Source organism: Streptomyces sp. NBC_00829, assembly GCF_045161795.1.
Lineage (GTDB): Bacteria > Actinomycetota > Actinomycetes > Streptomycetales > Streptomycetaceae > Streptomyces.
In genome coordinates, this window is the sequence record NZ_CP108867.1 from 7,235,133 (window position 1) to 7,257,717 (window position 22,585).

Consider the following 22,585-nt stretch of genomic DNA (forward strand, 5'->3'; position numbering starts at 1 on the left):
GTCCCGGCAGGCACAGCCGCCTCAGGGGCCGTGCCACGCTGGGACAGGCTGCGTGAGGGTGCCCGGCCGGTGAGGCGGCCGGGCCGGGCCAGATCGGGACAGGCAGCAGTACGGCCATGCAGGAGCATTCTGGATGAGCCTCTGCGCCCGCTGCCCATCGCGATGATTCACGTGCAAGGAGATGCGGTGCACGGTCGCCGGGGAGCATGCTGACTGTGTGACCTGGTACCGCGCGGCCGGGCGCGCCGCGCTGAACGAGAGCGAGGCGACCGCCGGAAGTCCGAACGGCGCCGACCGGGCCCCGGACGAACTCGCTCTGGTGCTCGCACAGGCCGCCGTAGGGGCGATCGAAGCTGTCGGCGGGTATGCGGGCGGCGTCTATCTGCGCTCCGAGACACCGGGGCTGCTACGGCTGGCGGTGCTCGCCGGACTGCCCAGCCGGCTGTTCCGGCCGTGGTGGCGCATGCATGTGAACCGCCCGTTTCCGATCGCCGAGGCATACCGTTCGGGCCAGGCGGTCCACCTCGCCGACGCCGAAGAGGCCATGCGGAGGTATCCGCAGCTCATGGCGGGTCTTCCGTTCCCCTTCAGCTCCCTGTACGTGCCGGTCGGCAGCGGCCGTGAGAAGTTCGGCGTTCTGGCGGTGCTGCGCCCGGCCACCCCCGGTTATGCGGTCTCGAACGCCGACCGCCTGCGGATGCACAATGCCGCGAAACGGCTCGGCACGGTCCTGACCGACCTGGACGTGAAAGGGGCGCGCGTCACGTGGGAGGGCGAACCGGTGTCCGTCCAGCTGCCCGCGACCACCACACCGCCCGTGCGCGTCGGACACTTCGCCTGGGACCTGGCCAGCGGAGTCCTCACCGCCGACGACGAACTCTGCTTGATCCTCGGCACCGACCCGGCGGACTTCGCGGGCACCATCGAGGCGCTGGCCGCCAGGATCGCGCCGGAGGACATGTACGGACTGTGGACCGTTGCCCATCAGGCGGCGGAGTCCGGGCGCCCGGCGGCGCGCCGCATGCGCCTGCGTGGCCCCGACGGCCGTGCGCACCTGCTGGAGATCTCGGCCCGCGCGCAGACGCCCGACGAAGGCTCCGCGAGCCGGCTGACCGGCTTCCTCGTGGATCTCGGCACCGGCCCGATCGTCGCCGAAGCGACCGACCGGCTCCCTCGGGGCATCTTCTCCCTCGACAGGCTCGGGCGGATCACCTACGTCAACCAGGGCGCGGAGACTCTGCTGGGCATGCCGCGCTCCGATCTCGCCGGGCGCACGCTGTGGGAGGCGGTGCCGTGGTTCGGGCACGCCGCCTACGACGACCACTACCGGGCCGCGATGCTCTCCCGTGACCCCGTCCACTTCGTGGCCCGCCGCGAGGACGAGGACTGGCTCTCGGTCTCGCTCTACCCCGGGCACGACGGGGTGACCGCCACGCTCGCCGCCGCCGACGAGGCCGCCCGCCGGCCGGGGCCCCAGATTCTGTCCGGCGCCGGGCTCGGCTCGCCCGCCGACCGGGCCTCCGCGCTGTACCGTCCGGTCGCCCTGGCCATCGCGCTGACCGAGGCCGTCACGGCACGCCAGGTGTCCGCCGTCGTCACCGAGGAACTGCTGCCGGCTTTCGGCGGCCGTCAGCTGGCGATCTATCTGCTGAACGAGCGCCATCTCTACCTGGCCTGGGAGACCGGTTTCCCGCAGGGCTTCCTCGACCGCTTCGACGGCGTCGCGCTCGACGCACGGCTGCCCGGAGTCGAGACGCTCACCAGCGGCCGCCCCATGTTCTTCGAGTCCATGGAGCGTCTGGCGGAGGCCTACCCCGGCATCCCCATGGACGCCAACGTGGGCGCCCGGGCCTTCCTGCCGCTGATCGCCTCCGGGCGCCCGGTCGGCTCCTGCATCCTCGGCTTCGACCATCAGCGCGGCTTCAGTGCCGAGGAGCGCACGGTGCTGACCGCCCTCGCCGGGCTCATCGCCCAGGCACTCCAGCGGGCCCAGCGCTACGACACCGAGTCGAGGCTGGCCCGCGGGCTGCAGTCCGCCCTGCTCCCGCACCGGCTGCCCGTGCTGGAGAACGTCGACACGGTGGGCCGGTACCTGCCCGGCACCCAGGGCATGGATGTCGGCGGAGACTGGTACGACGTCACCGAGACCGGGAGGGGGCTGGCCCTCGTCATCGGGGACGTACAGGGGCACGGGGTTTCCGCCGCCGCCACCATGGGCCAGCTGCGCAGCGCCGTCCGCGCCTTCGCACTCAGCGGGCACGACCCCCAGGAGGTGGTGAGCGGCACCAACCGGCTGCTCATCGATCTCGATCCCGGACAGTTCGCCAGCTGCTGCTATGTCGTCATCGACCCGGAGTCCGGCTCGGCGCAGGCCGTACGGGCGGGGCATCCCCAGCCGCTGCTGCGGCACGCGGACGGCCGCACCGAGGTCCTGGATCTCCCCGGCGGAGTCGTCCTCGGCGTCGACCCCGACGCCGAATATCCGGTGACGGACCTGTGGCTCGAACCGGGGGCCGTTCTGGCCCTGTTCACCGACGGCCTGGTCGAGCAGCCGGGCATCGACATCGACCTCGGCATCGAGCGGTTGCGCAGTTCCCTCTCCGAGGTCGGCCCCTCCTCACTGGCAGAGACGGCGGACCGTCTCATCCGCGAGGCGCGGCATGCCACCGACCGTCCCGACGACATCGCGCTACTGCTCGCCGCGCGCTGGGCGGACAGCGAGAGGGGGGAGCAGCCATGACCGACTCCAAGGCACCGGACGACCACGGGCTGCGCGGACCTCTCGATGTCACCAAGGCCGCCACGGCCGTGCTCGACGCCCTGGGCAGCGTCGTGGGCTGGAGCCCGGGAGCGCAGGAACTGCTGGGACATCGCCCCGGGGACGTGCTCGGCCGGCCCATCGACGCGCTGCTGGTGGATCCGACGGCGGAGCGCCCGGTCGTCGAGGACCCGGCTGCCGCTCCCCACGACCGCCGGACGCTCCGTATGCGCCACCGGGACGGCCACAGTGTGCGTGTGTCCACCGCCGTCCTGCCGCTCACGCACACCGACAGCGGTCCCGCCCGCCTCCTGGCGCTCGCCGACGCGGAGGAGATCGAGCAGTGGGAGGCCCGTCAGTCCATGCTCCGGGGCCTTGCCACGCAGTCGCCCGTCGGCCTGGCCATCTACGACACGAATCTGCGGGTCGTGTGGACGAACAGCGCCCTCGACGAGGAGATGGGTCCCACCCAGTACGAAGGTCTCGGCCCGGACGAGATGGTGACCCATGGGGAGGTCCTGACCGCGCCGTATCCGAAGACGCTGGAAGAGACGATGCGACGGGTGCTGACCACGGGCGAGCCCGTCACCGAGCTCCACTACCGCGGCAGGCCGCCGGTGGACCCGGAGCACGACCATGTCTGGTCGTGTTCGTACTACCGGCTGGAGGACCCGAGGGGCACCGTGCTGGGGGTCTGCGAGGAGACGGTCGACATCACCGACCGCTATCTCGCGCAGCAACGGCTTGATCTTCTGGTACGAGCGGGCGGGCATCTGGGCACGACACTGGACATGGCCCGGACGGCGCGCGAAATCTCCGCCGTCGCGGTCCCTCAGTTCGCCGACCAGGTCACCGTCGATCTGCTGGCGGACGTCCTCGACGGAGAACAGCCCGCGGAGGGCGACGGGAGCCAGGGCCGACTCGTCCGCGTGTGGGAGGGGCCGGGCCCGCAGCCGGACGAGCAGGCGCAAGAAGGGCCCGCCCAGGGGGAGCCGATCGAGTACGCCCCGGACTCGCTCCAGGCGCGCAGCTTCACCGAAGGCGGGCCCGTGCTCGAACGCTCGGCGGGCGAAGGCACAGGTGACGAACGGCCGCCCCCGCCGTCACGGCTCGCGGTGCCGCTGCGGGCCGAGGGCAACACGCTGGGAGTCGTCACCTTCGCGCGGGAGCGCGACTCCGAGCCGTTCGGCGAAGGTGAGCTGTCGGTGGCCGGCCAGCTCGCCGCCCGGGCCGCGGTCAGTATCGACAACGCCCGCCGGTACACCCGGGAGCACGCCGCCGCCCTCATGCTCCAGCGCAGTCTGCTGCCCCAGAAACTGCCCCGGCTGACCGGTGTCGAGCTCGCCCACCGCTATCTGCCCGCGGACAGCATGGTCGGCGTCGGCGGCGACTGGTTCGACGCCATCGCCCTTTCGGGCGCACGGGTCGGACTGGTCGTGGGCGACGTGGTCGGCCACGGTCTGCGCGCAGCCGCCACGATGGGCCGGTTGCGTACGAGCGTGCGGGTACTCGCCCGGCTCGACCTCGCGCCCGACGACCTTCTCGCCCGCCTGGACGACGTGATCCACCACGGCGTCGGCGAGCAGGAGGCGGCGCGCATCGAGGGCGACGAACTGCTCGACGACGAAGCCATGGGCGTGACATGCCTGTACGCCGTGTACGACCCCGTGTCCGGGGTGTGCCGCATGGCCAGCGCCGGCCATCTGCCCCCGGCGGTGGTCGATCCCGCGGAAGGCTCGGTCACCTTCCCCGACCTGCGCGCAGGACCTCCGCTCGGCCTGGGCAACCTGCCGTTCGAGAGCGTGGAAATGACACTGCCGGCCGGCAGCCTGCTCGCCCTGTTCACCGACGGCCTCGTGCGGGGACGCGGACGGGACCTCGACACCGGTCTCAACGACCTGAGCGCCACGCTCTCCGAGCACCGGCGTCCGCTGGACGAGCTCTGCGACGGGGCCGTCGCCAAGCTGCTGCCCAGCTCCGTGGAAGACGACGCCGCGCTCCTCCTGGTCCGCACACGCACACTCGGCGGCGAGCAGGTCGCCGCATGGGACCTGGCACCGGATCCGGAAGAGGTCTCCCGGGCCCGTGCCCTGGCCACGGCGCAGGTCCGCGCCTGGGAACTGGACACCGAGCTGCTGATCACCACCGAACTGGTGGTCAGCGAGCTCGTCACCAACGCCATCCGGTACGCCTCCGGGCCGATCCAGCTGCGGCTCATCCGCGATCAGACACTCATCTGCGAGGTCTCCGACACCGGTCACACCTCACCGCATCTTCGGCACGCGGGCATGGACGACGAAGGCGGCCGGGGCCTGTTCCTGATCGCGCAGCTGACCCAGCGCTGGGGTACGCGCCACTCGTTCTCCGGCAAGACGATCTGGGCCGAGCAGGCAATGGTTCACCCGCCCCGGACGTGACAGGGCGCGGGCCGAGGCCGTCAGCCGCTCTCCACGCACAGCACGGGAACGCGCTGGACCAGGTTGTTGGCGAACCCGCCGCGGTTCCACGGCTGGTCCAGCGGCTGTGTGTGCCCCTGTGCGTCGGTGGCCCGCACGCTCAGCACATGACTGCCCGCCGTCGCGGTCCACGACGTCTGCCAGTGCCGCCACGCCCAGTCGTGTCCGCCGGACGGGTCAAGGGCCGCCCGCGTCCAGGAGTCGCCCCCGTCGGTGCTCACCTCCACGGCCGTCACCGGCGCGCGACCGGACCAGGCCCGGCCCTCCAGACGTATCTCACCGGGGCGTACGACCCGGGCCCGGGACATGAAGTCGGGAAACCCGGGCGGGATCATCAGCGCCCGCGGGGCGATCCGCTCGACGGGCTCGCCCGCCTCGTCGCGCGACTGCCGCAGCCGGTAGGCCACCGCCTGCTGGAACCCGGTGAACGGCGTGTCGGTGAGCGTGATGTCGCGCAGCCACTTCACCTGCGCCATGCCGTACCAGCCGGGGACGACCAGCCGGAGCGGGAAGCCGTGCTGCGGAGGCAGCGGCAGGCCGTTCATCTCGTACGCGACGATCACCTCGGGGTCGTCGCCCAGAGCCACCGGCAGCGGCAGGCTCCGCCGGTAGTCCTGTTCCACGCCCCGCTCGACCCCGTGGTCGGCGCCGGTGAAGACGGCTTCGACGGCTTCGGCCGTCACCTGGGCCTCGGCGAGCAGCACGCGCAGCGGCACCCCGGTCCACTCCGCGGTCCCGACCGCCTCGACCAGCCACGGCTGGCTCACCGGGCGAGGCACCAGCCGCGCCCGTCCGTTGCCCGCGCACTCCATGGTCACGCGCCGGGTGACGGAAGGCAGCGAATGGAGCCCGGCCAGGTCCAGCGTCAGTGCGTTGCGGACCCGGCCGCCCACGGTGAGCCGCCAGCCGTCGGCCTCGGCGGCGGGGATGTCGTAGTGGACCAGGACGTAGTGGAGTCCCGCGGGCGTGAGGTCATAGCGCAGCGCCTCCAGCGGAAGCCCGTGATTGCGGGTCGCGAGGGCCAGTTCGTCGAGGCCGATGTCCTCGCCGGGCTCCGCGACACGGCCCGGTGAGCTGATGTCACCGATCGTTGCGTCCATCCCCCCATGGTGCTCTCCGGACCGGTCTCGGGCACCTGATGCGCGGCCCGGGACACATCTGTCACAGGTGCTTGTGCGCAGCCTGTTGACTGGGATGCCCCGGCGAGCGTTATATCAGGGATAAAGGGCAGATAAAGGCTTTCTGGACAGGAGGCAGCCCACCATGACCACCCATCCGAGGATTGAAGAACACCCCGATCTGGCCGAGATGCGCTCCCGGTTCGAACGGGCGACCAGCACCCCCCGTGCCCAGGCGATCGAGACACTGGCCCTTCTGGCGGGCCTGTACCTCGCCGCATCGCCGTGGATCGTCGGGTTCAACGGCCTTACCACTCTGGCCGTCTGCAATCTGATCACCGGCGCCGCCTACTGCCTGTGCATGGGAGGGTTCGGCTCGGCCTATGAGCGGACCCACGCCATGGCCTGGTGCGCCATAGCCATCGGAGCATGGACGATCGTGTCTCCGTGGGTCGTGGCAGGCAACGTCGACACCACCCGCAGCGTGGTCAGCAATGTCATCGTCGGCGCAGTGGCCCTGCTGCTCGGCCTGGCCATGGCCGCCATGGACGACCGGCGCCCCAGCCGTATGAGGGCGGCAGGCCCGGGGCCGTCGATCGATCCGATGCGCTGAGGCGCACAGCCGGAACGGAAGGACCCGTGGGGTGCGGATTCCGCACCCCACGGTGCTGTCCCCGCCGCCTCCCCGTGGGTCCGCACGCCGGGGACGGGCGGTCAGGTGCGCAGTTCCTCCGCCGCGTCGGCCACCCGCGCGATGAGCCGCAGCAGCGTCTCCTGCTCGCCCTCGTCGAGCGGTGAGAGGAAGACCCGGTTCATCCGCGCGGTGCGCGTGACCAGCTTGCGGTGCAGGCGTACGCCCTCGTCCGTCAGCTCCAGGACATTGCGACGGCCGTCCAGCGGATCGCGCACCCGCGCCAGCAGCCCGCGCCTGGCGAGCCGGGCGACGACATCGGCGATGGTGGAGCGGTCGAGACGGACCTGCTCGCCGACCGAGCGCTGATCGATGCCCGGCTTCTCGGCCAGGGCGTTGAGCACCGCGAACTGGGGCGAGGTGGTCTCCTCCGAGACCATGGCCCCCCACAGCAGGGAGTGCGCCTGCTGAAGCCTGCGGGCGAGGTGCCCGGGGTGGGTGCTCAGATCGACCGCGGCCATGCGGGGCCCCTTCACTGGTATGTGCACTGACCTATTGACGCCCATGCAGCTGCATGGAAGTGTACGGGCTCATTCAGCGATTAGTCAGTACACTGAGCATTCTCATCACCTGCACCACGGAGTGACGATGGCCGACATCCGCAGTCTGCGCGACGCCGTTGCGGACCTCATCGACGACGGGGACACCGTCGCGATGGAGGGCTTCACCCGCTTGATCCCGTACGCGGCGGCGCACGAGGTCATCCGCCAGGGAACCACCGACCTCACCCTCGTCCGGAGGACACCCGACGTCATCTACGACCAGCTCATCGGGCGGGGACTGGTGAAGCTCGTCTTTTCCTGGGGCGGCAACCCCGGCGTCGGTTCTCTGCACCGCTTCCGCGACGCCGTCGAGAACAACTGGCCGCGCCCCCTCGAACTGGACGAGCACAGCCACGCAGGCATGGCCAACCGCTATGCCGCGGGCGCCTCGCGGCTGCCTTTCGCCGTGCTGCGCGGCTACCGGGGCTCCGGCCTCACCACACGTACGGACACGGTCTGCCGCTCTCCGTCGAACAGGTGCGGGCCGCGACCGGATGGGAACTGAAGACCGCCGACACCGTCCGGGCCACCGAGCCGCCCACCGCCGCCGAACTGGCCTTGCTGCGCGCCCTCAAGGCCGCCGGAAAGGATTCCTGATGCCGGGACCCACGTCATCGACCACACCGACCCAGGCCGACATCGATGTCGAACTGGCCCGAAAACAACGGGAGTACGACCAGTGCCTCGCCGACGGCGGGACGCCCGCCGTCCATCCGCAGCGCGACTACGCCCCCTACCGCAGCAGCGTCCTGCGCCACCCCAAGCAGCCCCTTGTCGCCGTGAAGGGCGACCCGGAGACCGTGGAGCTGCACACACCCGTCTTCGGCGCCACCGATGTCACCGAGACCGACAGCGACCTCACCCGGCAGCACCGGGGCGAGCCGCTCGGCGAACGGATCACCGTCTCCGGCAGGCTGCTCGACAGCCGCGGACTCCCGGTGCGCGGCCAGCTCATCGAGCTGTGGCAGGCCAACGCCTCCGGCCGCTACGCGCATCTGCGCGATCAGCACCCGGCTCCGCTCGACCCCAACTTCACCGGTGTCGGGCGGGTGCTGACCGGCACCGACGGTGCGTACAGCTTCACCACGATCAAGCCGGGCGCCTACCCGTGGCGCAACCACGAGAACGCGTGGCGGCCCGCCCACATCCACTTCTCACTCTTCGGGACGGCCTTCACCCAGCGGCTCGTCACCCAGATGTACTTCCCCGGCGACCCGCTCTTCCCCTACGACCCGATCCTGCAGTCCGTCACCGACGCCAAGGCCCGTGAGCGGCTCGTCGCGCGGTACGACCACCGCCTGTCCCGGCCCGAATGGTCCCTCGGCTACCACTGGGACATCGTTCTCGACGGGCCGTCCGCCACCTGGATCGAGGAAGGCCGCCGATGAGCCCGCTTCCCACCCCCTCCCACACCGTGGGGCCGTTCTTCGGGTACGCGCTTGCCTTCCCCGGCGGCGGCGACATCGTCCCCTCGGGACACCCCGAGAGCATCACCCTCCACGGCCAGGTGTACGACGGGGCCGGCGCGCCGGTCCCCGACGCCATCGTCGAGTTCTGGCAGACCGACTCCGAAGGCTCACCCGCCCGCCCGCCCGGATCGATGCGCCGCGACCCGGTGACCGGCGGCTTCCTCGGCCGCAACGGCGTGGACTTCACCGGCTTCGGGCGCGTGCCGACCGACGCCGACGGGCACTTCACCGTCCGTACGCTCCCACCGGGCGGACCAGCGCCCGCCCCGTACATCAGCGTCTGCGTCTTCGCGCGCGGCCTGACCCACCATCTGTTCACGCGGGCCTACTTCCCCGGGGCCGAGGACCGGCTGCTCAGCTCGCTGGCCCCCGAGCGGCGCGCCACACTGATGGCGACGGCGGAGGGACACCACACCTTCCGCTTCGACATACGCCTCCAGGGCGAGGAAGAGACGGTCTTCCTTGACTTCGACTGACGCGGCGGACGCGGACGACGTCGGCCTGCTCTCGCCGGGACGAGCAGGCTCGCCGGCCGGGTCCGCGACCGGCGACCGCGCCTTCCTCCAGGCGATGCTCGACGCGGAGGCGGCACTGACACGTGCCTCGGGCGCCCCCGGGGACGTGTCGGCGGCCGTCGCGGCGGTGGCACGGGCCGAGCTGTACGACGCCCGCGATCTGGCGCTGCGGGCCCGCTCCGGAGGGAACCCCGTCATCCCTCTGGTCGCGGATCTCACTGCGGCCGTGGCCAGGGCTCATCCGCGGGCCGCGGGGTATGTCCACCGGGGGGCCACCAGCCAGGACATCCTGGACACGGCACAGATGCTCGTCGCGCGCCGTACGGTGGCGATCGTCCTGGGCGACCTGGGCCGGACCGCCGCGGCGCTCGCCGCGCTGGCGGCGCAACACCGCACGACACCCATGGCCGGACGCACCCTGACCCAGCACGCCGTCCCGACCACCTTCGGCCTGAAGGCGGCCGGCTGGCGCTCGCTCGCCCTGGACGCACACGACCGGCTCAGCGCGCTGTGCCTGCCCGCCCAACTGGGCGGTGCGGCAGGGACACTGGCGGCGTTCGGAGCCCACGGAGAGGCCCGCCCCCTCGATCTCGTCGGCGCCTTCGCGCGTGAACTGGGGCTCGCCGAACCGCTGCTGCCGTGGCACAGTCTGCGGACCCCCGTCGCGGATCTCGCCTCCGCGCTCACCCTGACCTGCGGGGCGCTCGGGAAGCTCGCGGCCGATGTGCTCGTGCTCTCCCGTACGGAGATCGCGGAGGTCGCCGAAGGCAGCGGCGGCGGCTCCTCCGCGATGCCGCACAAGGCCAACCCGGTACGGGCCACACTGATCGCCGCGGCGGCACGCCAGGCACCTTCACTCGCCGCCGTGCTGCTGGGGTCGCTCGCCGCGGAGGACGAGCGGCCCGCCGGGGCCTGGCACGCCGAGTGGCGGCCCCTGTGCGAACTGCTGCGGCTGACCGGCGGCGCGGCCCGTGACGCGGCCGAACTCGCCGAAGGGCTCAGGGTGTTCCCCTACCGGATGAGGTACCAGCTGGAGAGGACGGACGGGCGGATCGTCAGCGAACGGATCGCCGCCGCGCTCGCCCCTCTCGTCGGTGACGTCCGCGCGAAAGCGCTTCTCACCGAGGCGTCCCGGCGCGCGGCAGCCGAGGACATCGCCCTCGCGGAGGCCCTCGCGGACGAGCCGGAGATCGCGGCACTGCTGCCCAGGGCACAACTGGCCGATCTCGCCGACCCCACCCGCTACCTGGGCTCCGCCCCCGAACTCACCGACCGCGCCCTGCGACGCCGGGCGGCACACCATCCGCCGGCGCACCCCTCGGTCAAGGACACGCCATGACGTCGACCCGTCCCCTGCTCCACCACCGCACGGACGGCTCGGGGCCGCCCCTGATCCTCGGTCCGTCCCTCGGCACATCGCTCGCGGTGTGGGACCCCCAGGTGCCCGCGCTCTCCGTGCGGCACCGGGTGATCCGTTACGACCTGCCGGGCCACGGCGGCTCCGACGCGGCGCTCCTGCCGCACGACGGGACGGCGTCCGTGGGCGCGCTGGCCGACTCCGTGCTCGCACTGGCGGACCACCTCGGGCTGCGCACCTTCGCCTACGCGGGCATCTCGCTCGGCGGCGCGGTCGGCCTCCATCTGGCCGTCAACCACCCCGACCGGCTCGACGCCCTCGCGCTCGTCTGCTCCTCGGCCGTCTTCGACGACAGAGCGGCCTGGGAGGCGCGCGCCTCGCTGGTGCGGGCCGAGGGCGCCGAGGCGATGGTCGCGAGCCGCCCGGGAGTCTGGTACTCGGCGGCCTTCGCCAAGGCCTCACCGCTGGCCGCCGTACTCGTCGAGGATCTGCGGGCCACCGACCGGGCAGGCTACGCCGCCTGCTGCGACGCGCTCGCCGCCTACGACCTGCGGGGCGAACTGCACAGGGTCACGGTCCCCACGCTGGTAGTGGCCGGCCGCGACGACCCGGCGACACCACCCGCCCACGCACGCGCGATCGTCGACGCGATCGACGGTTCGACCCTGCTCGAAGTGGCGGGAGCGGCCCATCTGGCGGGCGTGGAGCGGCCGGAGGCCGTCACCGACTCCCTTGCCGCGCATCTCGCACCGGCACGGTCCGCCGGTGACGCCTTCCGCCGTTCGGCGGGCACCGCGGTCCGGCGGGCCGTGCTCGGTGACGCCCATGTGGACCGGGCGGTGTCCCGTACGACCGGATTCACCGCTCGTTTCCAGGACTTCATCACCCGCTACGCATGGGGGGAGATCTGGACGGACGAGACGCTGGACCGCCGCACGCGCAGCTGTGTCACCCTCACGGCGCTGGTCGCCCACGGCCATGACGCCGAACTGGCCCTGCATGTGCGCGCCGCGCTGACCAACGGTCTGACACCCGAGGAGATCGGTGCGGTACTCCTCCAGAGTGCCGTCTACTGCGGGGTGCCCGCGGCGAACTCCGCGTTCGCCGTGGCACAACGCGTCCTCGACGAGATCGCCGACGACCCGGGCGTCCGGCCGGTGCCTTTGGGGGACGCGGGCGTCAGCCCAGCGCCCTGAGCAGTTCGACCGCCAGAGGGGTGGCGGAGGAGGGGTTCTGGCCGGTGGTGAGGTTGCGGTCGCCGACCACGTGCGGCGCCCACGGCTCGCCCTCCTGGAAGTCCGCGCCGTTCTCGACGAGACGGTCCTGGAGCAGCCACTTCGCCTTGTCCGCGAGGCCGCCCTGGATCTCCTCGGCATTGGTGAAGCCGGTCAGCCGGTAGCCGGTGAACGGCCAGCTGCCGTCATCGCGCCGGGCGGCGAGCAGCGCGGCCGGGGCGTGGCACACCACACCGAGCGGCTTGCCGGAGTCGAGGGCCGCGGTCAGCAGGGCGCCGGAGACGGGGTCGACCGCCAGGTCCTCCATCGGACCGTGCCCGCCGGGGCAGAAGACCGCCGCGTAGTCGGAGAGGTTCACCTCGTCCAGCTTGAGCGGGTGCTCCAGCACGGACATCTCGGCAAGGGCCGCCTTCACGGCCTCGGCTCCGTCGGGGCCGCCGTTCACCTCGGGCGCCAGGCTCGCCAGGTCGACCGTGGGCATGACACCGCCAGGGGTCGCGACGGCGACCTCGTGGCCCGCCGCGGTGAAGGTGCGGTACGGAGCCACGGCCTCCTCCGCCCAGAAACCGCTGGGGTGCCGGGTGCCGTCCGCGAGGGTCCAGTGGTCCACGCCGGTCATTACGAACAGGATCTTCGCCATCTCACATCTCTCCGCTGGGCGTCACTCACGCTGATGATCCGAACGTAATTCCCCGCGCCATTGGTATCCAATAGGCTCACCATCATGAGCCATAGAGATTCCAATGGATCGGCGGGAACGCGGGAGGCGTCGGGCCACGGCCCGCTCGATCTGACCCTGCTGCGGACCTTCCTCGCCGTGCACCGGGCGGGCTCATTCACCGGCGCCGCCCGTCTCCTCGGGCTGTCCCAGCCCACGGTGACCACCCAGATCCGTTCCCTGGAACGCCGGTTGGGCCGTGAACTCTTCGGCCGGATGCCCCGCGGAGTCACCCCGACACCGGTCGCCGACGGCCTCGCCGCCCGGATCGCGGCTCCGCTGGACGCGCTGGCCGCCGTCGCCGACCGCGGCCACCTCGACGAGAGCGTCCCCGCCGATCCGGTCCACCTCGCGGGCCCGGCCGAGCTACTCTGCGTACGCGCGCTGCCGGCCCTCGCACCCCTGATCGAGCAGGGTGTACGGATCAGAGCCACGACCGGCCTCACCGACGAGTTGCTGGAGGGCCTGCGCTCGGGCCACTACGACCTGGTGATCTCCACCCACCGCCCCCGGGGCCGCACGCTGACCGCCGTGCCGCTGATGGACGAGGAGTTCGTGCTGGTCGCATCCCCGCTCTGGGCGGAACGCGTCGGCGCGTCGCGCGTCACGGACGAGGGGGCCGCGGCCCTGCGCGGAGTGCCCCTGGTCACCTACGCGGAGGATCTGCCCATCGCCCGCCGATACTGGCGCCATGTCTTCGGCACCCGGCTGAACGAGCAGGCCGCACTCACCGTCCCCGATCTGCGCGGAGTGCTCTCGGCCGTCGCCGCGGGCGCCGGAATGGGCGTGCTGCCCCGCTACCTCTGCCAGGGGGAACTGGCGGCCGGGACCGTGGTGGCGCTGCTCAGCCCCGAGGATCCGCCCATCAACACCGGCTATCTCCTCCAGCGCCCCGGGGCCACCGACAACCCCCACCTCACGCTCGTGCGCGACCGTCTGCTGCGGGAGGCACGCGGCTGGTGACCGGTCCCACAAAATGGGGCCGCTCCACGGCCCTGGCCGATGGTGTACGAAGGGACCATGGTGGCAGGGGTCCCGGCCGCGCCCCGGTCCGGCCGGTGGTCCCCGCACGCTTCGGACGACCGGCCAGATCCGACGACAGCAAGGAGTACGACGCGTGTCCCCTCTCTTCCCCGCGCTCGCCGCGGGGTCGCCGCTGCCCGCACTCCGCTTCGGCGACCGGTCCCTGACCCACGCCGAACTGGCCGCGGCGGCAGGCTCGCTGGCCACCCGGCTCGCCGGTGTGCACAGGGTGGCGGTGTGGGCGACACCCACGCTGGAGACGGCAGTGGGTGTGGTGGCCGCACTCCTTGCGGGCGTGCCCGCCGTACCCCTCAATCCGAGGACCGGCGAACGCGAACTGGCGCACATCCTCGCCGACAGCGCGCCGTCACTGGTGCTGGCCGAGCCGGGCGCGGAACTGCCGCCGGCGCTCACCGGCCTGCCCCGTACGGACATCATGACCACCGGTCCCGGCGCCGCGGTGCCGCCCGAGCCGTCCGCCGACGCGCCCGCCCTGATCGTGTACACCTCCGGAACCACCGGCCCGCCCAAGGGTGCCGTCCTGCCGCGCCGCGCCATCACCTCGACGCTGGACGCGCTGGAGGACGCCTGGCAGTGGACCGCCGACGACGTCCTGGTGCACGCACTGCCGCTGTTCCATGTGCACGGGCTGATCCTCGGCATCCTCGGGCCGCTGCGCCGCGGCGGCGAGGTACGCCACCTCGGGCGGTTCGCCACACAGGGCGTCGCGCGCGAACTGGAGTCGGGGGCCACCATGCTCTTCGGCGTACCGACGATGTACCACCGGATCGCCGAGGCACTGCCCGGCGATCCCCGGCTCGCGAAGGCCCTGGCAGGAGCCCGGCTGCTGGTCTCCGGCTCCGCAGCGCTGCCCGTCCACGACCACGAGCGGATCGCCGCGGCGACCGGCCGCCGGGTGATCGAGCGCTACGGAATGACGGAGACGCTCATGAACACCTCCGTACGCGCCGACGGTGAGCCGCGCCCCGGTACGGTCGGCGTGCCCCTGAAGGGAGTCGAGCTGCGGCTGGCCGACGAGAGCGACGGCATCGGCGAGATCCAGGTGCGCGGTCCGAACCTCTTCACCGAGTATCTGAACCGGCCCGACGCGACCGAGGCCGCCTTCGACGACGGCTGGTTCCGGACCGGGGACATGGCGAGCCTTGAGGCGGACGGCTACGTCCGGATCGTCGGCCGCAAGGCCACCGACCTCATCAAGAGCGGCGGCTACAAGATCGGTGCCGGTGAGATCGAGAATGCCCTGCTCGACCATCCGGCCGTCAGAGAGGCAGCCGTGACGGGCGAGCCCGACGCGGATCTCGGTGAGCGGATCGTCGCGTGGATCGTGCCGGCGGATCCGTCCGAACCGCCCACGCCCGAGGAACTGTCCGCGCATGTCGCCGCCCAGCTCGCCCCGCACAAGCGCCCGCGCGAGGTGCGCTTCCTCGACGCACTTCCGCGCAACGACATGGGCAAGATCATGAAGCGGGCGCTGCATGGCTGAGCGGCTCACGGCCCGTGAAGCCGTCGCGCGGGTCGCCTCCGGCTTCACCGAACTGCCTGTTCCCGACGGGACGTACGAGCCCGGCGGACCCATCGCCTGGCAGGGGTACGACGAGCAGCGCGCCCGCGCCGAGACGCGCACCGGTGAGCAGGAGTCGGTCGTCTGCGGCACCGGCATCGTGGGTTCCACCGAAGTGCTGCTGATCTCCTTCGAGTTCGGCTTTCTGGGCGGATCGCTGGGGGAGCGGACCGGGGACCGGCTGGAGGCGGCGTACACCCGTGCCCGCGAGCGACGGCTGCCTGTCGTGTCGCTGATCGCCACCGGCGGCAGCCGTATGCAGGAGGGAATGAGGGCCCTGGTCCAACTCCAGCGTGTGGCACGGCAGTCCGTACTGAACAGGCAGGCGGGCCTGCCGCAGATCGCCGTCCTGCGGGACCCTTCGACGGGTGGCGGCTGGGCGACTTTGGGAGCGGGAGCCGATGTGGTGCTCGCACTCCCCGGCGCCCAGATCGGCTTCGCGGGCTCGCGAGTACGCCCGGCGGACGCCGACCCGCTGGCGTACACGGCTGAGGGGCAGCTGGCCGCGGGACACGTGGACGCCGTCGTCCGGCCCGAGAAGCTGCGCGAGACGCTCGGACGCCTGCTGACGCTGCTCACCTGCGCGTCCGACGCTCCGGCCGAACCGCCCCACGCCCTGGGCAGCGGTCGGCTGCCCGCCACCGGGTGGGACGCGGTCCGACAGGCCCGCTCGCCCGGCCGCCCCCGGGCCGCCGCCTATCTCGACGCGTACTTCGAGACGCGCGAGAACATCAGCGGGGACCGGTGCGGTGGTGTCGATCCCGGAATGCTGTGCGGCTTCGGGCTGCGCGAGGGGCGGACCATCGCCTACGCGGCGCAGTGCGGCACGGCGACCCTCCCGGCCGGCTACCGCACGGCGGCCCGGCTGATCCGCCTCGCCGACCGGCTGGCCGTCCCCGTGCTCACCCTGATCGACACGCCGGGTGCCGCCAACGACGCGGAGGCGGAACGCATGGGTGCGGGGCCCGCCATCGCCGAGGTCTTCGCCGCCGTGGCCGCCGCCCGGGTGCCGGTCACGAGTCTGCTGATCGGCGAGGGCGGTTCCGGCGGCGCGCTCGCGCTCGCCGCTCCCGGCAACACCTGGGCCACACCGGACAGCTACTTCTCCGTCATCGCTCCCGAGCTTGCCACGGCGATCCTCAAACGTGCGCCGGAACAGATCCGCGCGACCACCGAGCAGCTGCGCCTGAGTCCCGGGCACCTGGTGGACCTGGGCATCGCCCGTGGCATCGTGCCCACGGCCGCAGGCACCCCTTAGGCCGGCCCCGCCGCCCTGTCGGTCCTGCCGCCGGCCGGCGCCGTGCTCTCGCGTTCGATGAGCGCGGGGAGCGGCACCGTCACGGATCTGGCCGCGCCGCCGTCGAGTAGCGCGGTCAGTTCCTGCGCGGCGATCCTCCCGAAGGCGACCGTGTCCCGGGAGAGCGCGGTCAGCCACGGGTGGACCATGCGGCACAGCACGGAGTCCTCCCACGAGACGATCGAGATGTCGCCGGGGACGGACAGACCGAGGCCCGCCGTGGCGGTGGCTCCCGCCGCCGCCATCACATCGTTGTCGTAGATGAGCGCGGTGGGCGCGCCCTCGCCCCGCAGCACCCGGCGGGTGACCGCGGCGCCCTCCGTGTCGGAGTAGTCGGTCGTCACCGAGCGCACCTCGCCCAGCCCGCGCCGCTCGGCCTCGGCGCGCAGAGAGCGGATGCGCCGGTCAGTGTGGGCGAGCGTGGACAGACCGGCGATATGGACGATCCGCCGGTGCCCCAGCTCGTGCAGCCGCCCGACGATCGCCGCCATCGCCCCGGTGTCGTCGGCGCGCACCTGAGAGAGGTTGGGATGCGCGTCGGGCAGTCCGCCGATCACCACGCCGGGCAGGCCCAGCTCGTCGAGGAGTTCGGGCCGGGGATCGTCGATGCGGGGGTCGACCACGAGGACGCCGTCGACCCGGTGCTCGGCCCACCAGCGGCGGTACACGGCGCACTCGGCCGTCACGTCCTCCACCACCTGGAAGAGCAGACCCAGCTGACGCTCCGCCAGGATCTCCTGGATGCCGGAGATCAGCTGGAGGAAGAACGAGTCCACGCCGAGGGTGGCCGCGGGCCGGGCCAGCACCAGGCCGACGGTGGCCGCGCCCTCGCCGGACAGCGCACGGGCGGCCGTGCTCGGCCGCCATCCCAGCTGCTCCGCGACCCGGCGGACCCGGTCGCGGGTGAGCTCCGAGACGCCGGGGCGGTCGTTGAGGGCGAAGGACACGGCACTCTCCGACACCCCCGCGCGCCGGGCGATGTCCTTCATCGTCGGACGCCGCGCTGGGGCCTTCCTGGCCGGTAACACGTCCTCGTCGGACGGTGTGTCCGCTGCCACCATGCCTCCTTCCACCGGATGTGCCCCGCGCTACTAATGCGCTTGAGCCACTGCACTCTAAAGCGCATTAGTCGATCACCGCAAGTGTTTGCTCGCACCACTCTGACCTCGACTAATGCTCGGTGGATTCCATTAGTTGGGTCGAATGCCTTGACTTCACCGAAGGTTCACTTGCAAGGTCTGCACCGTTGCTACGAGCAAAGGAGCCGTTCACCGTGCGCATTCCCCGCAGGGCACTCGCCGCCGCCGTCGTCCTCGCCACCGCCTTGCCGCTCAGTGCCTGCGGCTCCCCTTCCGGCGCCGGCTCGTCCGACGCCTCGGGAAAGGTCGAAGGCGAGATCACCTTCCAGACCTGGAACCTCCAGGCGAACTTCAAGGACTACTTCAATGGACTGATCGCACAGTTCGAGAAGAGCCACCCAGGCACCGAGGTCAAGTGGGTCGACCGCCCGGCCGAGGGCTACGCCGACAAGATCAGTGCCGACGCCGCGGGCGGCACCCTGCCCGACGTCGTCAATGTCTCCCCTGACCTGGTGGCCCCGCTCGCGAAGGCGGGACTCGCCCTCGATCTCGACAAGGCGGCGCCGGAGTACAAGAAGGACTATCTGGAGGGGGCCTGGGCCAGCCATCGGATACCGGGCATGGAAGGGACGTACGCCTTCCCCTGGTACCTCAACACCGGCCCGCTCTTCTACAACAAGCGGCTCTTCCAGGAGGCCGGCCTCGACGCGGCGAAGCCCCCGAAGACCTACGACGAGGTCTTCGCCTCCGGTCTGACGATGGCGGACAAGAGCAAGGGGAAGATCGCGACCCTGGCCAATGTCCCCACCATCGAGGACTTCGGCCGCTACGGCGTGGAGCTGATGAACAAGCAGGGCACCGGCTTCGCCTTCAACGACGCCAAGGGCGTCGAACTCCTCACCCACTACAAGGAGTTGTACGACGCGAAGGCGCTCGACCCGCAGGCGCTCACCGCGACCCCCGAGTCCTCCGGCAAGAAGTTCCTCACCGAGGCCGTCGCCATGAACCCGGGCAGCGCCCTGGACCTCGGGAACTTCAAGAAGCAGGCGCCGAGCCTGTACAAGAACATCGGCATCACCGACCAGATCAGCAGCACCGGCCACGCCAACATGTATGTGATGGGCGTCATGGTGAACTCCCGGACCAAGCAGAAGCCCGCCGCCGTCGCCTTCGCCCACTTCGTGACCGACGCGACCCGGCAGATGGAGTTCGCCAGGAAGGTCGCCATCTTCCCGAGCACCGCGGGCTCGCTCGACGACCCGTACTTCACGAAGGAGGACGGCACCGACGAGACCCGGGTGCGGATCGCGGCGGCCAAGTCGCTGAAGACGGCGGTCAACTACACCCCGGTCCTCTTCAGCGAGCAGATGAAGACCGCGCTGCGCAATGAGGTGGCCAAGGCGCTCCAGGGCAAGGAGAGCCCCAAGGAAGCGCTTGACAACGCTGTCAAGGCCTGCGACCGACTGCTGCAGCAGAGCTGAGTCGTGACCTTGATGAAGGCCCCCACCATCTCGCCGGACCTGACCCCGGCGGGGCCCGCCGTCCGGAGCCCCGGCTCCGGCGGCCGGTCCGCCCGCCGGATCAGGCGCCATCTGCCGTCCAGCCCGTGGCTGTTCGCCGCGCCCGGACTGCTGATCGTCGGCGCGTTCAGTCTGTATCCGTTCCTCAGCACCCTGGTCAACGCCTTCACCGACCGGCGGACCCTGGTCCCCGGCCAGTACGTGGGCCTCGCCAACTTCGAGGAGCTGATCCATGACGAGATGTTCTGGACCGGCCTGCGCAACAGCACCCTGTACGTACTCGGCGTCGTACCCGCCCTGGTGATCCTGCCGCTGCTGCTGGCGATGCTCGTCCAGCGGCAGATCCCCGGTATCACGTTCTTCCGCTCGGCCTTCTACACCCCGGTCGTCGCCTCCATCGTCGTCGTCGGACTGATCTGGGTGTGGATGCTGGACGACCGCGGGCTGATCAACGCCCTGCTGGAGGCGGTGGGCGTCGGCAGGATCGGCTTCCTCAGCGACCAGTGGCTACTGCTGGGCAGCGCCATGGCGGTGACGGTCTGGAAGGGCCTCGGCTATTACATGATCATTTACCTGGCCGCGCTGGCCAATGTCCCGCGCGAACTTCACGAGGCCGCCGCCGTCGACGGAGCCGGACCCGTACGCCGCTTCCTCACCGTCACCGTTCCCGCGGTCCGCTCCACCATGGTCCTCGTCGGGGCTCTCTCCTCTGTCGCCGCCTTCAAGGTGTTCTCCGAGGTCTACCTGATGGCCGGCCCCAGCGGCGGGCCCGCGGGCGAGGACACCACGCTCGTCATGCTCGTCCAGCGCGTCGGCACCGGACTCACCGGACGGGTCGGCTACGCCTCCGCCATCTCCGTGGTCGTCTTCGTCGTCACCGTCGCGCTGATGCTGCTGGTGCTGCGCGCCGACCGCAAGGAGGACGCGTGAAGAGCGCCACCACGACACGGGTGACGATCACCGACGGGGACGGCCGGCGCGTCCCCGGCCCGCAGCTCGTCCTGCGGTACGTGCTGCTGCTCGGTGTGCTCGCCCTGACCGTCGGGCCCTTCCTGTGGCAGCTGTCCACCTCGCTCAAGGGGCCGACCGAGGACATCTTCAGCTCACCGCCGAGATTCCTGCCCGGCCATCCCACCCTCGACAACTACTCGCGTGTCGCCGACACCGTCCCGGTCTGGGACTACGCCCTGAACTCCCTCAAGGTCGCCTCCGCCAACGTGCTGACCAACTGCGTCGGCGCCTCGCTGGCGGGATACGCGCTCGCCCGGCTGCGCTACCGCGGACGCCGGGCCGCGACCCTGGCGTTCATCCTCGCCATGCTCGTTCCCGTCGAGGGCATCATCATCGCCCAGTTCACCACCATGCGGGACCTCGGTCTCAACAACACCCTGGTTGCTGTGCTGCTGCCCGGCTGCATCGGCGCGATGAACGTGCTGCTGATGCGCAACGCCTTCCTCAACCTCCCCTACGAAGTGGAGGAGGCGGCCTTCGTCGACGGGGCCAACGCCTGGCAGCGCTTCCTGCGCATCGCTCTCCCCTCCGTCAGAGGCACCCTCGCCGTGGTCGCGATCTTCGCGTTCATGGGCGCCTGGGACGACTTCCTGTGGCCCCTGATCGTCCTCAGCGACCCGGAGAACTTCACCCTGACCATCGGACTGAACTACCTGCACGGCACCTTCGCCAACGACGAACGCCTCGTCGCCGCGGGCACCGTCATCGCCGTGCTCCCGCTCATCGTGCTCTTCGCCTGCCTCCAGCGCTTCTTCTTCCGCGGCGTCGGCGAAGGCGCAGTCAAGGGCTGACCCCGGCCACCGCAGCACCCAGACACGAGGACACCCCTTCCGTATGAGCCCCTCCGCGCTGCGCTTCGGCGCCAACTACACGCCCAGCCAGGGCTGGTTCCACCACTGGCTGGACTTCGACCTCGACTCCGTGCGCGCCGACCTGGACTCCATCGCCGGCCTCGGCCTGGACCACATCCGGGTCTTCCCGCTCTGGCCGCTCTTCCAGCCCAACCGCACTCTCATCCGCCCACGCGCCGTCGACCAGCTCGTGCAACTCGCCGACGCGGCGGCCGAGCGCGGACTCGACGTCAATGTCGACGGACTGCAGGGACACCTGTCGAGCTTCGACTTCCTGCCCGCCTGGACCCGGACCTGGCACCGGCGCAACCTCTTCACCGACCCCGAGGTGGTCCAGGGACAGGCGGAGTATCTGCGGACGCTCGCGGCAGCTCTCGCCGACCGGCCGAACTTCATCGGCATGACCATCGGCAACGAGATCAACCAGTTCGCCAGCGGACCGCACCCCGACCCGGACCGCATCACACCCGGCCAGGCGGGCAGTTGGCTCAGGACACTGCTCGACGCGTGCGAGGAGGGCGCTCCCGGCAGGCTCCACCTCCACGCCGAGTACGACGCCGCCTGGTACCAGGACGACCAGCCCTTCACTCCTGCGCACTCGGCGCGGATCGGTGCGATGACCGCCGTGCACTCGTGGGTCTTCAACGGCACGGCCCAGAAACACGGGCGTACCGGCGTGGCGACCGAGCACCACGCCGCGTATCTGATCGAACTCTCCAAGGCATGGGCGCTCGACCCGCACCGGCCGGTCTGGCTGCAAGAGGTCGGCGCGCCCGCGCCGCTCGTCCCGGCCGAGCACGCCGCGGCCTTCACCGAGGCGACCGTGGCCAACGCGCTGGACTGCGAGGACGTCTGGGGGGTCACCTGGTGGTGCTCCCACGACGTGTCCCGCTCCCTGGCGGACTTCCCCGAACTCGAGTACAGCCTCGGCCTGTTGACCAACGACCGCCGGATCAAACCGGCAGGCCGCGCCATCGAGGGCATCGTCGGGCGGTGGCGTGGGAAGGAACACCGGCCGAAGCCCCGGACCACCGCCCTCGTCGTCGACCCCGGCGACGACGACACGGCTCCGGCACGCTCGGCGTGCGCACCCGGCGGCGCCTTCTTCGAGGCGTTCGCCCGGCTCACTGCCGAAGGAGCCCGCCCCACCGCAGTCCTGGCGAGTCTCAGCGAGGACAAGGAGCACCTCGCCGCCCGTGGCATCACCGAGGTGATCACCCCGGACGAGGCCCTCGCATGAGCGGCCCGGCCGGCACCGCCGTAGGAAGCCCGGCACCGCCCCCGCACCGCGAGCGGCGCACCGCCGCGGAGCGTAGGGCGAGCAGATCCATACCGCCCACCTCACCGCACCTTGGCCAGCTCA

18 protein-coding genes and 2 pseudogenes are annotated in these 22,585 nt (G+C 71.4%); 16 read left to right on the plus strand and 4 right to left on the minus strand.

The annotated features are described in order from the left end of the window. Positions 1-181 precede the first annotated feature (181 nt). Positions 182-2,740, plus strand: a complete 2,559-nt coding sequence (locus OG293_RS32545) for a SpoIIE family protein phosphatase (protein WP_406002328.1) — start codon at positions 182-184, stop codon at positions 2,738-2,740. After that, a complete protein-coding gene (locus OG293_RS32550; RefSeq protein ID WP_406002329.1) occupies positions 2,737-5,175 on the plus strand; it encodes a SpoIIE family protein phosphatase in 2,439 nt (812 codons plus the stop codon). Before OG293_RS32545 ends, OG293_RS32550 begins: the two co-directional genes overlap by 4 nt. Before the next feature lie 20 nt (positions 5,176-5,195). On the opposite strand, the gene OG293_RS32555 is transcribed toward OG293_RS32550, so the two are convergent. Beyond that, positions 5,196-6,314, minus strand: coding sequence for a sulfite oxidase (locus OG293_RS32555; RefSeq protein WP_406002330.1), 1,119 nt, complete (start codon positions 6,312-6,314; stop codon positions 5,196-5,198). Positions 6,315-6,477: 163 nt separating this feature from the next. On the opposite strand from OG293_RS32555, the gene OG293_RS32560 reads away from it, so the two are divergent. Further along, positions 6,478-6,945, plus strand: coding sequence for an SPW repeat protein (locus OG293_RS32560; protein WP_406002331.1), 468 nt, complete (start codon positions 6,478-6,480; stop codon positions 6,943-6,945). A 101-nt stretch (positions 6,946-7,046) separates the two neighbouring features. Here the strand turns inward: OG293_RS32560 and OG293_RS32565 are convergent, their stop codons facing one another. Then, positions 7,047-7,484, minus strand: a complete 438-nt coding sequence (locus OG293_RS32565) for a MarR family winged helix-turn-helix transcriptional regulator (protein ID WP_406002332.1) — start codon at positions 7,482-7,484, stop codon at positions 7,047-7,049. A 127-nt stretch (positions 7,485-7,611) separates the two neighbouring features. Between OG293_RS32565 and OG293_RS32570 the strand changes: the two are divergent. The 6 genes and pseudogenes from OG293_RS32570 to pcaD form a co-directional block, all read left to right on the plus strand. Beyond that, a pseudogene (locus OG293_RS32570) lies at positions 7,612-8,022 on the plus strand (CoA transferase subunit A); the annotation flags it as partial. 5 nt (positions 8,023-8,027) lie between these two features. Then, positions 8,028-8,162 (plus strand): annotated as a pseudogene (locus tag OG293_RS32575) (CoA-transferase subunit beta); the annotation flags it as partial. Beyond that, positions 8,162-8,953: a protocatechuate 3,4-dioxygenase subunit beta gene (gene pcaH, locus OG293_RS32580; protein ID WP_406002333.1), complete on the plus strand. Its 792-nt coding sequence runs from the start codon at positions 8,162-8,164 to the stop codon at positions 8,951-8,953. The pseudogene OG293_RS32575 and the gene pcaH, both read left to right, overlap by 1 nt. Next, a complete protein-coding gene (pcaG, locus tag OG293_RS32585) occupies positions 8,950-9,510 on the plus strand; it encodes a protocatechuate 3,4-dioxygenase subunit alpha (RefSeq protein WP_406002334.1) in 561 nt (186 codons plus the stop codon). The genes pcaH and pcaG overlap by 4 nt, the downstream gene beginning before the upstream one ends. Further along, positions 9,497-10,888 carry a 3-carboxy-cis,cis-muconate cycloisomerase gene (gene pcaB / locus OG293_RS32590; RefSeq protein WP_406002335.1) on the plus strand — a complete coding sequence of 464 codons (1,392 nt, stop codon included), beginning with the start codon at positions 9,497-9,499 and terminating at the stop codon, positions 10,886-10,888. Before pcaG ends, pcaB begins: the two co-directional genes overlap by 14 nt. Then, positions 10,885-12,102, plus strand: coding sequence for a 3-oxoadipate enol-lactonase (gene pcaD / locus OG293_RS32595; protein WP_406002336.1), 1,218 nt, complete (start codon positions 10,885-10,887; stop codon positions 12,100-12,102). The genes pcaB and pcaD overlap by 4 nt, the downstream gene beginning before the upstream one ends. Here the strand turns inward: pcaD and OG293_RS32600 are convergent. After that, entirely contained in the window at positions 12,086-12,781 is a 696-nt protein-coding gene (locus tag OG293_RS32600) for a type 1 glutamine amidotransferase domain-containing protein (protein ID WP_406002337.1), read from the minus strand. The two genes, pcaD and OG293_RS32600, sit on opposite strands and share 17 nt — an antisense overlap. An 84-nt stretch (positions 12,782-12,865) precedes the next feature. Here OG293_RS32600 and OG293_RS32605 point away from each other — a divergent pair, with 84 nt between their 5' ends. From OG293_RS32605 to OG293_RS32615, 3 genes are all read left to right on the plus strand, one after another. Further along, on the plus strand, positions 12,866-13,822 hold the full coding sequence (locus OG293_RS32605; protein WP_406002338.1) for a LysR family transcriptional regulator: 957 nt from the start codon (positions 12,866-12,868) through the stop codon (positions 13,820-13,822). A gap of 154 nt (positions 13,823-13,976) precedes the next feature. After that, positions 13,977-15,386: an acyl-CoA synthetase gene (locus OG293_RS32610; RefSeq protein ID WP_406002339.1), complete on the plus strand. Its 1,410-nt coding sequence runs from the start codon at positions 13,977-13,979 to the stop codon at positions 15,384-15,386. Then, positions 15,379-16,722 carry a carboxyl transferase domain-containing protein gene (locus OG293_RS32615; protein WP_406002340.1) on the plus strand — a complete coding sequence of 448 codons (1,344 nt, stop codon included), beginning with the start codon at positions 15,379-15,381 and terminating at the stop codon, positions 16,720-16,722. Before OG293_RS32610 ends, OG293_RS32615 begins: the two co-directional genes overlap by 8 nt. Here OG293_RS32615 and OG293_RS32620 read toward each other — a convergent pair. Then, positions 16,719-17,822: a LacI family DNA-binding transcriptional regulator gene (locus OG293_RS32620; protein WP_406002341.1), complete on the minus strand. Its 1,104-nt coding sequence runs from the start codon at positions 17,820-17,822 to the stop codon at positions 16,719-16,721. The genes OG293_RS32615 and OG293_RS32620 overlap by 4 nt on opposite strands. Positions 17,823-18,034: 212 nt before the next feature. On the opposite strand from OG293_RS32620, the gene OG293_RS32625 reads away from it, so the two are divergent. Genes OG293_RS32625 through OG293_RS32640 form a run of 4 tightly spaced genes read left to right on the plus strand, consistent with a single transcriptional unit; the run spans position 18,035 to position 22,462 of the window. Further along, a complete protein-coding gene (locus tag OG293_RS32625; RefSeq protein WP_406002342.1) occupies positions 18,035-19,321 on the plus strand; it encodes an ABC transporter substrate-binding protein in 1,287 nt (428 codons plus the stop codon). A 12-nt stretch (positions 19,322-19,333) separates the two neighbouring features. After that, complete coding sequence (locus tag OG293_RS32630) at positions 19,334-20,290, plus strand: carbohydrate ABC transporter permease (RefSeq protein ID WP_406003790.1); 957 nt, start codon at positions 19,334-19,336, stop codon at positions 20,288-20,290. Continuing rightward, a complete protein-coding gene (locus OG293_RS32635; protein ID WP_406002343.1) occupies positions 20,287-21,162 on the plus strand; it encodes a carbohydrate ABC transporter permease in 876 nt (291 codons plus the stop codon). The genes OG293_RS32630 and OG293_RS32635 overlap by 4 nt, the downstream gene beginning before the upstream one ends. A gap of 43 nt (positions 21,163-21,205) precedes the next feature. After that, positions 21,206-22,462 carry a glycosyl hydrolase gene (locus OG293_RS32640; RefSeq protein ID WP_406002344.1) on the plus strand — a complete coding sequence of 419 codons (1,257 nt, stop codon included), beginning with the start codon at positions 21,206-21,208 and terminating at the stop codon, positions 22,460-22,462. The last annotated feature ends 123 nt before the right edge of the window (positions 22,463-22,585 follow it).

Bases quoted from the DNA above. Each gene is read 5' to 3' on its own strand.
- OG293_RS32545 (WP_406002328.1), top strand. From the start codon at position 182: ATGCGGTGCACGGTCGCCGGGGAGCATGCTGACTGTGTGACCTGGTAC.
- OG293_RS32550 (WP_406002329.1), top strand. From the start codon at position 2,737: ATGACCGACTCCAAGGCACCGGACGACCACGGGCTGCGCGGACCTCTC.
- OG293_RS32555 (WP_406002330.1), bottom strand. From the start codon at position 6,314: ATGGACGCAACGATCGGTGACATCAGCTCACCGGGCCGTGTCGCGGAG.
- OG293_RS32560 (WP_406002331.1), top strand. From the start codon at position 6,478: ATGACCACCCATCCGAGGATTGAAGAACACCCCGATCTGGCCGAGATG.
- OG293_RS32565 (WP_406002332.1), bottom strand. From the start codon at position 7,484: ATGGCCGCGGTCGATCTGAGCACCCACCCCGGGCACCTCGCCCGCAGG.
- pcaH (WP_406002333.1), top strand. From the start codon at position 8,162: ATGCCGGGACCCACGTCATCGACCACACCGACCCAGGCCGACATCGAT.
- pcaG (WP_406002334.1), top strand. From the start codon at position 8,950: ATGAGCCCGCTTCCCACCCCCTCCCACACCGTGGGGCCGTTCTTCGGG.
- pcaD (WP_406002336.1), top strand. From the start codon at position 10,885: ATGACGTCGACCCGTCCCCTGCTCCACCACCGCACGGACGGCTCGGGG.
- OG293_RS32600 (WP_406002337.1), bottom strand. From the start codon at position 12,781: ATGGCGAAGATCCTGTTCGTAATGACCGGCGTGGACCACTGGACCCTC.
- OG293_RS32605 (WP_406002338.1), top strand. From the start codon at position 12,866: ATGAGCCATAGAGATTCCAATGGATCGGCGGGAACGCGGGAGGCGTCG.
- OG293_RS32615 (WP_406002340.1), top strand. From the start codon at position 15,379: ATGGCTGAGCGGCTCACGGCCCGTGAAGCCGTCGCGCGGGTCGCCTCC.
- OG293_RS32620 (WP_406002341.1), bottom strand. From the start codon at position 17,822: ATGGTGGCAGCGGACACACCGTCCGACGAGGACGTGTTACCGGCCAGG.
- OG293_RS32630 (WP_406003790.1), top strand. From the start codon at position 19,334: ATGAAGGCCCCCACCATCTCGCCGGACCTGACCCCGGCGGGGCCCGCC.
- OG293_RS32640 (WP_406002344.1), top strand. From the start codon at position 21,206: ATGAGCCCCTCCGCGCTGCGCTTCGGCGCCAACTACACGCCCAGCCAG.